This is a genomic window from Allobosea sp. GW823-FHT01F03, from assembly GCF_058798075.1.
This window is the reverse complement of record NZ_CM179505.1, coordinates 2,993,795-3,006,157: the sequence shown is the minus strand read 5'-3', so window position 1 is coordinate 3,006,157 and position 12,363 is coordinate 2,993,795. Positions and strand designations below refer to the sequence as shown.

The window sequence follows — 12,363 nt, the reverse complement described above, 5'->3', positions numbered from 1 at the left end:
CCTGTCGCGGGTTCAAGGCCCGCCGGTTTGGTCTTCGTCTTGTTGGTCGTATGCGTCTTTCCGGAGGGCTCAGGCCGCCGCCTGCTCCCGCCGGTTCGGTATTGCGGCCACCGCCCTCGCATAGGCCGCGAGCAATCGATCGATATCCGCCCGGGTGGTGGTCCATCCGAGCGAGGCGCGCAAGGCCCCGGCGCTCATGGCTGGGTCTACGCCCATGGCGGCCAGCACATGCGAGCGCTTGACCTTGCCCGAGGAGCAGGCAGAGCCCGACGACAGCGCAACGCCTGCGAGATCGAGCACGATCAGCGCTGTTTCCGCCTTGAGCCCGGGCGTGGCGAAGGCGCTCGTCCCCGGAAGCCGGGCCACCTTGCCACCGAACACAACCGTCTCCGGCGCCAGTTCCGCCAGCCCTGCCTCGAGCGCATCGCGCAGCCCCGCGAGCCGCACGGCCTCGCTTGCCAGAGCGGCATCGGCCTCGGCCGCGGCAACGCCAAAGCCGACGATGCCTGGCACGTTCTCGGTCCCGGCACGCCAGCCGCGTTCCTGCCCGCCGCCACGCAGCGGCTTGTCGGCGAGTTCGAGCGCCCCGGTGCGGAAGACGATCGCGCCGACACCCTGCGGACCACCGAGCTTGTGCGCCGACAGCGTCAGGATGTCGACGCCGAGCGCCTCGATGTCGATCGCGATCTTGCCGGCGGCCTGGACCGCGTCGCTGTGCATCAGCGCCCCATGGCGCCTGGCGATCGCGGCGGCCTCGGCGACCGGCTGGAGCACTCCGGTCTCGTTATTGGCGAATTGCAGCGAAACCAGCGCCCGCTCGCCCGGTCGTTCCGCGGCATGGCGCGCCAGCCGCGCCTCGAGCCAGGCGAGATCAGCCAGCCCGTCGGCATCGACCGGAATCGCCTCTGCGGCAGCGGCGGGGAAGCGGTGACCGTCGCGCACGCAAGGATGCTCGGTCGCACCATGGAGCAGCAGCGTCACAGGCGCGCGCACGCAATCGCGCCCGCCGCTGCAATCGCTTAGCCCAGGCGCGAGCACCGTCGCATTCGCCTCGGTGCCGCCACTGGTGAAAACGACATTGGCCGCCCTGGCCCGGCAGAGTGCGGCAACCTGTTCCCGCGCCGCCTCGACCGCAGCCCGTGCCATCCGCCCCTCGCCATGGATGGAGGACGGATTGCCGGTCATCTGCAGTGCCCGCAACATCGCCTCCGCCACCGCCGGACGGACCGGCGTGGTGGCGTTGTGGTCGAGATAACTGCGGATAGTCGCGTTCACCGGCGAATTTTCTCCATGTTCTGCCGAGCGCCATGCGGCGCGGCACGAAATGCTTGAAATTACACCCCTGCGCCGTGCTATAGGCGCCTCGTCCGAGCCGCACAGACTGGAGCGGCAAGCGCTCACCCGCCTGCGTGTTCCCGTCCTGTTCACGGCTGTTAGAACCATTCTAAGCGCCTGATGTAGGGCGCGAGCAGCGGGGCCGTCAAGGGCGAGCGCGCGCATCGGTGGCATTCCTGCCGCTTTTGCGCGCTCGCTCGCGCGCCCTGCCCAGCAAGAGGCGAAACACGATGCCCGAGGTTATTTTCAACGGACCGGCCGGTCGGATCGAAGGCCGCTATCAGCCCGCCAAGAAGCGCGGCGCGCCGCTGGCCATCATCCTGCATCCGCACCCGCAATTCGGCGGGACGATGAACAACCAGATCGTCTACAACCTGTTCTACACCTTCGTGAATCGCGGCTTTTCCGCCCTGCGCTTCAATTTCCGGGGTGTCGGCCGCAGCCAGGGCAGCTTCGATCACGGCGCCGGCGAGCTGTCGGACGCCGCAGCGGCGCTCGACTGGATGCAGGCGCTGAACCCCGAAGCGAAGAGCTGCTGGATCACCGGCGTCTCCTTCGGTGCCTGGATCGGCATGCAGCTGCTGATGCGCCGCCCCGAAATCGAGGGCTTCCTGTCGATTGCTGCGATGGCGAACCGCTACGACTTCTCCTTCCTCGCCCCCTGCCCGTCCTCGGGCCTGTTCGTGCACGGCTCGGAAGACCGCGTCGCGCCGGTCAAGGAGGTGATGGCCGTGATCGAGAAGGTGAAGACCCAGAAGGGCATCCAGATCGAGCACGCCGTGGTCGAGGGCGCGAACCACTTCTTCGACGGCCGCGTCGACCAGCTGATGGAGCAGGTCGGCGCATATCTCGACCGCAAGGTCGGGCCCGAGATCCTCAAGACCGAGCAGGAACAGGCCTGAGTCTGTCGCCGAACGACTCCGAACCGTCATGCTCGCCCTTGCGGCGAGCATCCACGTCTTGAACACGGCGCTCGATCAGTGACGTAAAGACGTGGATGGTCGGGACAAGCCCGACCATGACGGGAAAACCGTCAAACCATCGAGTCCGCCATGACCACCTTCAAGTCCGACTTCCTGCGCACGCTCGACGAACGCGGCTTCATCCACCAGATCTCCGACCCGGAAGGGCTCGACCAGGCGGCACTGAAGGGGCCGATCTCGGCCTATATCGGCTATGACGCGACGGCGACCTCGCTGCATGTCGGCCACCTCATGCAGATCATGATGCTGCACTGGATGCAGGAGACCGGCCACAAGCCGATCGCGCTGATGGGCGGCGGCACCACCATGGTCGGCGACCCCTCCTTCAAGGACGAGGCGCGCAAGCTCCTGACCCAGGAGACGATCGAGCAGAACCTTGCGGGCATCCGTTCGGTGTTCTCGAACTATCTCGACTTCTCCGGTCCGGCGACGATGATGAACAACGCCGACTGGCTGCTCGGGCTGAACTATCTCGAATTCCTGCGCGATGTCGGCCGGCATTTCTCGGTCAACCGGATGCTGTCCTTCGACAGCGTCAAGACCAGGCTCGACCGCGAGCAGTCGCTGTCCTTCCTCGAATTCAACTACATGATCCTGCAGGCCTACGACTTCGTCGAGCTGAACAAGCGCACCGGCTGCATCCTGCAGATGGGCGGCTCCGACCAGTGGGGCAACATCGTCAACGGCATCGATCTCGGCCATCGCATGTCCGATGTGCAGCTCTACGCCCTGACCTCGCCGCTGCTGACCACCGCCTCGGGCAACAAGATGGGCAAGACCGCCTCCGGCGCCGTCTGGCTCGATGCCAAGCTGCTGCCGGTCTTCGAGTTCTGGCAGTACTGGCGCAACACCGAGGACGCCGATGTCGGCCGCTTCCTGAAGCTCTTCACCAAGCTGCCCCTGGCCGAGATCGCCCGGCTTGCCGCGCTCGGCGGCGCCGAGATCAACGAGGCCAAGAAGGTGCTGGCGACCGAGGTCACCGCCCTGCTTCACGGCCGCGCCGCGGCCGAGGCCGCAGCGGAGACGGCGCGCAAGACCTTCGAGGAAGGCGAGACCGCGCAGGACCTGCCGAGCGTCGATCTGCCGAAAGCGCAGTTCGAGGCCGGGCTCGGCGTGCTCAGCGCCTTCGTCAGTGCTGGCCTCGTGCCCTCGACCGGCGAAGCCCGTCGCCAGATCAAGGCCGGCGGCCTGCGCGTCAACGACCAGATCGTCACCGACGAGCGCGCCAGCCTCGGGCTCTCCGACCTGACGGACGGCGCCGCCAAGCTCTCCTTCGGCAAGAAGAAGCACATCCTGCTGCGGGCCGTCTGACGGCATAGTAAGCCCGGCCGCAACTGCGGCCGGGAAGGAATCGAAACTCGACGGCCGGCGCCAACCGCTTGCCGCCATTTCGCTTTCGGCGGCTGCGGAACACCATACATCAGGCTGAATCGAAAGCCGTCCCCCCGACAAGCCGCATCAGCGGCGCCGATCCGGGATTCGTGCCTGAGCTTCAGCCGACAAAGGTTCCGGCATGGGTCCCGGGTCTCCCTGCGGTCGCCCGGGATGACCCGCGATCAATCCGAAGGCGGTGTGAGCTGACAGCCGAGACCGGCGCCGCCCCCTGCTCAGCGCTCCGCCGTATCGGGAACCTTGCCTTGCGGCCGCTGCTCGAGCGGGCCGCCGCCGAGCGGATCGATGAAGCGGCGCAGGATGCCGGGCGCGATCGCCGAGAGCGGGTTGACCGTCATGGTCGGCGCCGTCGCCGAGCCCGAGACGCGGAAATTCACCGCGAACAGCCCGCCATATTGCCCGCCACCGAGGATCATGCCGACGACCGGCACCTGCGCGAAGGCATTGTTGAGCGCATAGCCCGGCACGAAAGTGCCGCCGATATCGACGCGATCGCGGCCGTAATCGATGTTGCCCTGCAGAGTGAAGCCGACCTGCTGGCCCCAGATCACGGCTTCGCTGATGTCGATGCGGCTGGCGCTGCGGATGAACTCGGCCCGCATCTTGGTGAAGGCGACCTCGCTGACATCGATGCGCTGCGGGAGCGGCACGCCGTTGCGGTCGAGCGCGCTCGGCGCCGTCGCGCTCTGCGCGCCGACGACACGGCGCAAGGCCGGCTCGTCCCGGACGGTGAAGTTCCGCATCAGAACCTCGCCATCCTGCCGGACATCGCCCGTCCCGAGCCGCAGGACGAGATCCCCGCCATGGGCGCGGCGATAGAGGTCGAAGAAGCGCAGCGTCGCGCCGCCATTCTCGGACTGCAGCACCAGGGGCCCAGCCCCCTGCCCCTGCGGCGCCTGCTTGATCGAGAGATCGGCGCGTCCGATCCTGCCGGCATAGCTGATCGAGCGGACCGCGCCGCCACGCCGCGACAGCTTGAGCTGCGAATTGCCCAGCGCCTCGTTGTTGAAGCCGGTCAGGATCGGCACTTCGAGATCGAGATCATAGTCCGGACCGGTCACGGCTGTACGGCCGCCACGCACGGGAGCCGCCGGCGCGTTCAGGAGATCACGAATGAAGGGCCGGGCATCGAGCACGGCGCCGCGCACGGAGAGCCTGGTCACGCCGCCGTCACGGCTGATCTCGACCTTGTTGAGATTGTCCCCCGGAGAGAGCTTGAGCTGCGACAGGCTGGCGCTCTCGAACGCATTCTGCTTGTTCAGCGAGATCCGGCCCTTCACCTGGATCGGGGCGCTGTCGATCGTCAGGTCCTCGAAATCCGGCCCGTCGGCATCGCCGACATAGGTGAAGACGGCCCGGCCGGCCCGCCCCGCCGGCTTGCTCAGGCCAGGGATCGGCGTATCGATCGCGGCGCGCGTCATGTCGATCTCGACGCGCGGCGGCGCCTCCGGTGTCTTGCCGAGCGGCTTGATCACCTTGACCTGAAGCGGACCGTTGATACCGACCTCCGGGCCGATACCGCGGCGCTGACGGGCGGCGTTGTCGAGCGTCAGCGAGACCGTCGCTTCGCCCTGGCCCTTTGCGTTCTGACGCAGCTCGATCGGCCCGCGATCGCCGCCGATGCGGCCCTCGCCCTTGATCAGCAACTGGCCGCGATCATAGCTCAGCGTCAGATTGGCGCCGTCCAGCTTCTCGTTTCCCAGCAGCGTATCCGACGCGACGCCGGTCAGCGTGCCATTGCTCTGGATGTGCACATCGGCAAAGCTCAGATCGTTCACCAGCGGCAGCGAGATCTGGTTCTTCAGCTCGCTCGTTCCGCGCAGCGACGCCGGGTCGATCTGCAGCGGCGAGAATTCCTTGAGCGCTGGAAAGGCGAACAAGGAGAGCAGCGCCTCGGTCGAGCCCGTCGAGCGGAAGCCGATCTGCGCGATAGGCCGGTCACCCCAGCTCTCGGCCATGGCGAAGCTGCCCTCGTCCAGCATCAGCTTGCGGCCATTGCCGAGATCGGCCGTCGCCTGCGGGATGCTGAGCTGCACCGTCCGGCCGGTGATCGTGCCGGCGACGCGGGCATTGGAAAGGACCGGCAAACCGGGACTGGGCAGGAAGCTGACCTGCGAGCCCTTGAGCACCACGGTCACCGCGTCATTATCCATGCCCTGGCCGGCATGCAGCCGGGCATTCGCCTCTGCCGAGACCGAGAGATCGACGGTAATCTCTTCGACGCGGCCGCCGAGGATCTGGCGGCTCAAGGTCGCGTGCAGATCAGGCGAGGTCACCGCCGGCCAGACGGCGAGCGCCGCCCTCATGTCGGAATCGACCGCCTTGATCTTGAACTCGTGCGAATTGCGCTCGGCGACCCGCCTTGCCGCGCCGGTCCCCTCGGCATCGATCAGCGGCCCCTTGACGACGAGCTGCTGGATTCTCACCTCGCCCACCGTCGGCTCGACCTCGAAGACGGAGCGCAGCTTGTCGACCGTCACGGGCGCATCCTGGTCGACGCCGGCGATCTGCCCGCTGCCCTCGAAGGCGACCTTCCAGACCCCACTCTCTTCCTGAGCCTGACCACGCCCGAGCAGCTTGGTCGCCCCGGCCTGGATCTCGGCAGTGGCGATGCGCACCGTCTTGAGCCCGTCATCGCTGTCGAAATCCAGGCGCGCACCCTGAATTTCCAGCGGCTCGAGTGCTGCGCTGCGCAGATTGACGACGCCGGGTGAGACATTGAGGCCGGCAGCGATCCTGCGGGAACCGTCCGGTGTCTGGGTCAGCGAGATCTTGCCGCTGAGCGCCAGCCCGTCGACGGCGACGGTGGCATTGCCGAAGGCGAGCGCCACCGCCTCGGAAGGTTCGAAGCGCCGGATATCGATGCTGGCGCGGCGCGTGCCGTCGGGGCTGCTCGACAGGTCGATCGACAGCTCCTTCCAGCGCGAGCCGGTGCGCCCGCGTGCCGCCAGCCGCGTCAGCCCGCCACCCAGCCGCTCGAGCCGCACTTCGACATCTTCCAGCCCGGCCTTCTGGCGGCCCGTCGGATCGATCAGGGTGACGCGCGCGCCGCCCATGCCCGCCTGCTCCAGCGCGCCCAGCAGCCCGTCGCCCTCGGCGAGCGCGCCGATCGCGTTCATCACGCCAGTGAAGGCGTTCCAGTCGGCGGGATCACCGGCCACCGGGACACTGGGCAAGTTCACGGGCTGGGAGCCCTGCTCCAGAAGAAGAGCGCCATCCTGCGTGACACCGAGCCGGATATTGACCCCGCGCAGCTCCAGCGAGACCAACTTGATTTCCCCGCGCAGCAGCGCGAACGGATCATAGCCCAGAACCGCTTCCGGCGCCCGGAACGAGGCGCCGCCCGAGTGCCGGAACGAGACCTGCTGCACGCGAAGGCGCGAGCGCCCGTCGACGCGGTCGAGCCCGGCATGCTCCGCCTCGACTTTCCAGTTGGGTCCGAGCCTCTCCTCGATCGCCGTGGCGATCCGCCCCTCCAGCCCGGAGAGCGGTATGAAGCCGCTGACCAGCAGCGCGCCGGCGGCAAAGCAGAGCGTCACGACCGCAACCAGGACGGCGACGCCGATCGTCACCACCCCTTTCCAGGCGCGCTTCGCCACCGCGGCCGTCTCGCAAGACTCCGCCTGTGCCGGAGCGGGCGCCGCTGGCATCGGCGCCGGACTGTTCCCCTTGTCTTCGGTCAAGACCGTGTCGCTCTTTGTCTTGCGGGTGAAGGACGCGGCATCCGCCCTGGCGCCCTGCCGGAACATTGCGCCGAGCCGACCACCGGGTACAGCCTGCGGCAAAGTAACCGATTCTCCGGGCGCATGTTCCTGCTCTCTGGCCTAAGCCGGCTCACCGCCCTATGGCTCGCCAGCCCATGCGGCGCGATATCGACCAAAGGAAGGCAGACATGGCCCTGAACGAAGGCAGCTTCGCCCCGGACTTTACCTTGCCGAAGGATGGTGGCGGCACCTTGACGCTCTCGGCCCTCAAGGGCGGGAAGGTCGTACTCTACGCCTATCCCAAGGACGACACACAAGGCTGCACGCTCGAGGCGACCGCCTTCAACGGCCTGCGCAAGGCTTTTGCCGCCGCCGGCGCGCGCATCATCGGCGTTTCGCCCGACTCGGTCGCCAGGCACGACCGCTTCAAGCAGAAATACGATCTGGAGATCGACCTGCTCGCGGACGAGGAGCGCAGGATGATCGAGGCCTATGGGCTCTGGGTCGAGAAGAGCATGTATGGCCGCACCTATATGGGCGTCGAACGCACCACCTTCCTGATCGACGCCGAGGGCAGGATCGCGCGGATCTGGCGCAAGGTTAAGGTGAAAGGCCACGCCGAAGAGGTGCTTTTGGCGGCTGAAACGTTGTAAATCGCCGTTCAGGCGAGGTTTCTGCCGGCGGCTTTGCGATTGATTAACCCTAACGGGGTCTAATCGGAACCATCGCAGCGTCACAGTCGGTATTGCGTATGACACTCCCCGATCACACGGATCACCCCCGTGCGCCGGCACTTGCGGTGACCGGCATCCTCGCCCGCCGCAGCTTCGCCATTCGCCGCTCGACGGCCCTGCTCGGCCTGACATTGCTCGGCCTGACCACGGCCTGGAGCGGGGCGACCACATGGTACATCCTGCGCAAGGATGATCTCGCCGCCCGGCTGATCAGCCGGGAGACCTCGCGGCAATATGCCTATGAGGACCGCATCGCCGCCCTGCGCGCCGACATCGACCGGCTCGCCAGCCGTGCCCTGCTCGATCAGGACGGCGTCGAGGCCCGTGTCGGCGAAATCGCCATGCGCCAGGCCGAGCTCGAATCGAAGCAGGCGCTGGTCAACGCCGTAACCGAAACCCTGAAGGCCAACGGCATCGGCGTCAGTCAGGCCGTCAAATCAGCCTCTGGCCCGCGTCTGATCCGGCCGGAGGCATCGGTTCGGGCTTCCGGCGTCAGCAGCTATGCGCCCCTCGGGCCGGCCAAGCCGACACCGGCGCCCGACATGCCGGCGCTGCGCGGCGCGGAAGAGCGCAATGGCGACGGCTGGCAATCCGGCGAGCTTGCCGAACCGGTCTCGCCGGCACAGCGCGTCGCCGAGGCTCTGGTGCAGCTCGACCAGGCCATGGACAAGAGCGGATCGGCCCAGCTCGGCCTGCTTCGCCATATCGACCGTAGCCTCGGCGAGACCCAGAAGACGCTGCGCTCGGCCCTGTCCGAAACCGGCCTCGACACCGACCGCCTGGCCACCGGCTCGAGCATCGCCAAGGGCGTCGGCGGCCCCTTCGTCCCGATCAAGATCGACCCCGCCGCCGGCCCGTTCGAAGCGACGCTGCACAGCCTGCAACCACGCATCGCCGCCGTCTCCCGCCTGCGCGAACTGGCGAGCCAGTTGCCGTTGCGCCGCCCGATCCAGGGCGATTTCGACATGAGCTCGAATTTCGGTTACCGCGTCGATCCGTTCACCCGCGGCCCGGCCATGCATACCGGGATCGATTTCCGCGCCGAAACCGGTTCGCCGATCCGGGCCACGGCGCCCGGCAAGGTCGTCACTGCCGAATACTCCGGCGGCTATGGCAATATGGTCGAGGTCGAGCATGCCGGCGGCATCAGCACGCGCTATGCCCATATGTCGGCCATACTCGTCTCCGTCGGCCAGAGCGTCGTACCGGGCACCGTGGTCGGCCGCGTCGGCTCGACCGGCCGCTCGACCGGACCGCATCTCCATTACGAGACCCGTATCGAAGGCGACGCGATCGATCCCATCCGCTTCCTCAAGGCCGGCGACAAGCTCGCCGGGCAGCTCTGAGAACCGCGCGATCAAGCGCGCAGCCGTCCGCTGCTACAGGCCGGCAGCAATCAGAAGCCAAGATCTTCCCAGCCTCCTGAAGGAACCCCTTTCAGGAGGCTGATTTGATTCGAGAAGGCCGCAGCCACCCCGGCGGGTGGATGCAGGCCGCGCTATAAGCCTCGGACCGAAAAATGGAATCCACTTTTCGGAAAGTTCCGATGCGATAACAATGAGATAGATCACCGTGGCCGCGTCCGAACGGACGCCCGGCGATCTAGCGCAGCGCTTCGGCGATGGCGGCCGCGGCGACGGCGTGGCCGTACGGGTTCCAGTGGGCATCCGAAATGTACTCGAAGCGCCTCTGGTTCTTCGCCCAGTCCGCCGCGAAGACCGGATGCAGGTCGAGGAAGGGGATGCCGTGCCGGCCAGCCATCTCGGCGGCGATGCGGTTCAGCCGCAGCGCCTGACTGTCGCGCCCGGCATAGATCGCCTGGCGCTCGCCATCCATGACGAGCTGCAGCCGGGCACCGATCGCCTCGGCCCGGGCCTTGATCCGCCCGAACAGGTAATCGGTGGCGACGCGGATATCGTTCTCCCGCGCCAGAACCCCGGCGAGATCGATATTGGCGGCATAGCCGCCCTCGCCTGCCGCCGTGCCTTGCGGCGCGCTCTGAGCCCGGGCCGGCCCGAGGATCGCGTCGACCAGGGTCTGCGGGCGCACCTGCCAGCGATAGAGAAGGAAACCGGCCGTCGCCGTCTGTCGCAGCTGCTCGAAGGCCCCGGGCCGCCAGGGCTCGGGCGGCACTTCGCCGGTGACGCGGCCATTCTCGATACGCAGTTTCAGGAAGCTCGAGGTGTAGCGCCCCGGCTTGAAGACGAAGCTCTCGTCGAAATCATTATGGACCAGCATCACCACGATCTGGTCCGGCCGACGCTGTTCGACCTCGCGCTCGATCATCTGCAGATACTGGCTGAGCGGCGCGCCCGCGACGCCGAAGCGATAGGCTTCGACCGTGCCCGCAGGCCCGAGCGCCGCCACCGTCTTTTCAGCGAAGCTGGCGTCGAAGGGCACCTGCAGGGCCTCGACGAAGCTGTCCCCGACGAAGGCGATGCGGGAGGTGCCGGGCCGGCGCGCGACCGGATAATCCGCCAGCGGCGAATTCCAGCCTTGCGCATTGATCGAGAATGGCGCGGCGATCTCGTCGCGCACGCGCCAGGTACCGGTCTGGCCCGGCTGATAGCGCACCACGCTATTGACGAAGGCGTTGCGCGGCACGTCGCTGCCGGGCAGCACGAAGCGGAACAGCACCAGCTCGCAGAACAGCGCGAAGACCAGGATGCTGCCAGCCGAAACCGCGAGATTGATCAGGATCTCGCGGCCTCGGGAACGCTTCTTCGCGCTCAATCGATGTCCTCGACTTCGACCTCGGTGCCGTAGACGCGCTGCGCCAGCGAGGCCTCCATGAACGGGTCGAGTTCGCCGTCAAGCACGTCGGACGGCGCCGTCGACGAGACGCCGGTGCGCAGGTCCTTCACCAGCTGGTAGGGCTGCAGCACATAGGAGCGGATCTGGTGGCCCCAGCCGATATCGGTCTTGGAGGCCTGCTCGGAATTCGCTTTCTCCTCGCGCTTCTTCAGCTCCAGCTCGTAGAGACGGGCACGCAGCATGTCCCAGGCCTTGGCCCGGTTCTTGTGCTGCGAACGCTCCTGCTGGCAGGCCACCGCGATCCCGGTCGGGATATGGGTGATGCGCACCGCCGAGTCGGTCGTGTTGACGTGCTGGCCGCCGGCGCCGGAGGAGCGATAGGTGTCGATCCGGCAGTCGGACTCCTTGATGTCGATCTGGATGCGGTCGTCGACCACCGGATAGACCCAGACCGAAGCGAACGAGGTCTGCCTGCGGGCGTTGGAGTCAAACGGCGAGATGCGTACCAGCCGGTGCACGCCGGACTCGGTCTTCAGCCAGCCATAGGCGTTGTGCCCCTTGAACTGGAGCGTCGCCGACTTGATGCCCGCCTGCTCGCCGTCCTGATAGTCGAGAACATCGACCTTGAACTTCCGCCGCTCGCCCCAGCGCCGATACATGCGCAGCAGCATCTCGGCCCAGTCCTGGCTCTCGGTGCCGCCGGCGCCCGGATGGATTTCGACATAGGTGTCGAGCATGTCGGCCTCGCCCGACAGCAGGGTTTCGACCTGCCGGCGCGCCGCCTCGACCTCGACGGCCTTGATCGCCGCCTCGCCCTCGGAGACGGTGGCCTCGTCCTCTTCCATTTCGCCGAGCTCGATCAGCGTCAACGCGTCGTCGAGATCACGCTCGAGCTTGGTGATGCCGGTGATCTGGTCCTCGAGCGAAGTCCGTTCGCGCATCAGCTTCTGCGCGGTTTCGGCATCGTTCCAGAAATCGGGGCCTTCGGAGAGGGCGTTCAGCTCTGCGAGACGTCTTTGCGCGACATCCCAGTCAAAGATGCCTCCTCAGCAGTCCGATCGACTGCTTGGCGTTATCAAGTTGCGTCTGGATTTCTGGGCGCATGATCGATGGTCGGCTTCCGTTGGGCTTCAGTCTTTGGCGTTGGCATAGGGGCGAAGGGCGGCGCTGTAAATGGCGAGGCGCGACTGGCCGGCTCTCCTGCTCGCCTCACTTGCCGAACTGGCAGGCGAGGCACTCGCGTCCGCAACGATATTCAGCCTTCCAATAGTGGGGATCGTCGAGAGCGCGATAGCTCACACCCGGCGCGAGCACATAGTGCCGGGCGAAGGGGCGCGACAGGATCACCAGCAGGTCACAACCCGGTGGCCAGTCGCCAATCTCAGCGATCCGGTTGCCGCGGGCAAGCTCCGATTTCAGGATCGCCTGCAATGGCGGCGCCATGGTCGGCGCCGTCAACCT

General features: G+C 67.0%; 9 protein-coding genes. 4 read left to right on the top strand and 5 right to left on the bottom strand.

Features of this window, described 5'->3' with window-relative positions; all coding sequences use genetic code 11:
• Window positions 1-69: 69 nt before the first annotated feature.
• Complete coding sequence (locus AC3RCC_RS14445; protein ID WP_492255701.1) at window positions 70-1,275, bottom strand: cysteine desulfurase family protein; 1,206 nt, start codon at window positions 1,273-1,275, stop codon at window positions 70-72.
• Window positions 1,276-1,565: 290 nt separating this feature from the next.
• Here AC3RCC_RS14445 and AC3RCC_RS14440 point away from each other — a divergent pair, with 290 nt between their 5' ends.
• Window positions 1,566-2,237 (top strand): alpha/beta hydrolase, encoded by a 672-nt coding sequence (locus AC3RCC_RS14440; RefSeq protein WP_291639672.1) that lies wholly within the window; start codon window positions 1,566-1,568, stop codon window positions 2,235-2,237.
• A 150-nt stretch (window positions 2,238-2,387) separates the two neighbouring features.
• Window positions 2,388-3,629: a tyrosine--tRNA ligase gene (tyrS, locus tag AC3RCC_RS14435; protein ID WP_291639670.1), complete on the top strand. Its 1,242-nt coding sequence runs from the start codon at window positions 2,388-2,390 to the stop codon at window positions 3,627-3,629.
• Between the two features lie 296 nt (window positions 3,630-3,925).
• Here the strand turns inward: tyrS and AC3RCC_RS14430 are convergent, their stop codons facing one another.
• Window positions 3,926-7,309 (bottom strand): hypothetical protein, encoded by a 3,384-nt coding sequence (locus AC3RCC_RS14430; protein WP_492255700.1) that lies wholly within the window; start codon window positions 7,307-7,309, stop codon window positions 3,926-3,928.
• A 293-nt stretch (window positions 7,310-7,602) separates the two neighbouring features.
• On the opposite strand from AC3RCC_RS14430, the gene AC3RCC_RS14425 reads away from it, so the two are divergent.
• Together AC3RCC_RS14425 and AC3RCC_RS14420 are read left to right on the top strand one after the other, a co-directional pair.
• Entirely contained in the window at window positions 7,603-8,067 is a 465-nt protein-coding gene (locus tag AC3RCC_RS14425) for a peroxiredoxin (RefSeq protein WP_291639666.1), read from the top strand.
• 98 nt (window positions 8,068-8,165) lie between these two features.
• Entirely contained in the window at window positions 8,166-9,494 is a 1,329-nt protein-coding gene (locus AC3RCC_RS14420; protein WP_291639664.1) for a M23 family metallopeptidase, read from the top strand.
• A gap of 256 nt (window positions 9,495-9,750) precedes the next feature.
• On the opposite strand, the gene AC3RCC_RS14415 is transcribed toward AC3RCC_RS14420, so the two are convergent.
• The 3 genes from AC3RCC_RS14415 to AC3RCC_RS14405 all read right to left on the bottom strand — a co-directional run bounded on the left by AC3RCC_RS14415 (window position 9,751) and on the right by AC3RCC_RS14405 (window position 12,360).
• Window positions 9,751-10,881: an SGNH/GDSL hydrolase family protein gene (locus AC3RCC_RS14415; protein WP_291639662.1), complete on the bottom strand. Its 1,131-nt coding sequence runs from the start codon at window positions 10,879-10,881 to the stop codon at window positions 9,751-9,753.
• A protein-coding gene (gene prfB / locus AC3RCC_RS14410) for a peptide chain release factor 2 (protein ID WP_452116071.1) occupies window positions 10,878-12,006 on the bottom strand; the annotation gives its coding sequence in 2 pieces (ribosomal slippage) (window positions 10,878-11,936 and window positions 11,938-12,006; 1,128 coding nt in all). Before prfB ends, AC3RCC_RS14415 begins: the two co-directional genes overlap by 4 nt.
• Window positions 12,007-12,111: 105 nt before the next feature.
• Complete coding sequence (locus tag AC3RCC_RS14405) at window positions 12,112-12,360, bottom strand: hypothetical protein (protein ID WP_492255699.1); 249 nt, start codon at window positions 12,358-12,360, stop codon at window positions 12,112-12,114.
• Window positions 12,361-12,363: the final 3 nt, after the last annotated feature.

What these genes read in the sequence shown, in the direction of transcription:
- AC3RCC_RS14425 (WP_291639666.1), top strand. Translation starts at nt 7,603, where the DNA reads ATGGCCCTGAACGAAGGCAGCTTCGCCCCGGACTTTACCTTGCCGAAG.
- AC3RCC_RS14420 (WP_291639664.1), top strand. Translation starts at nt 8,166, where the DNA reads ATGACACTCCCCGATCACACGGATCACCCCCGTGCGCCGGCACTTGCG.
- AC3RCC_RS14440 (WP_291639672.1), top strand. Translation starts at nt 1,566, where the DNA reads ATGCCCGAGGTTATTTTCAACGGACCGGCCGGTCGGATCGAAGGCCGC.
- tyrS (WP_291639670.1), top strand. Translation starts at nt 2,388, where the DNA reads ATGACCACCTTCAAGTCCGACTTCCTGCGCACGCTCGACGAACGCGGC.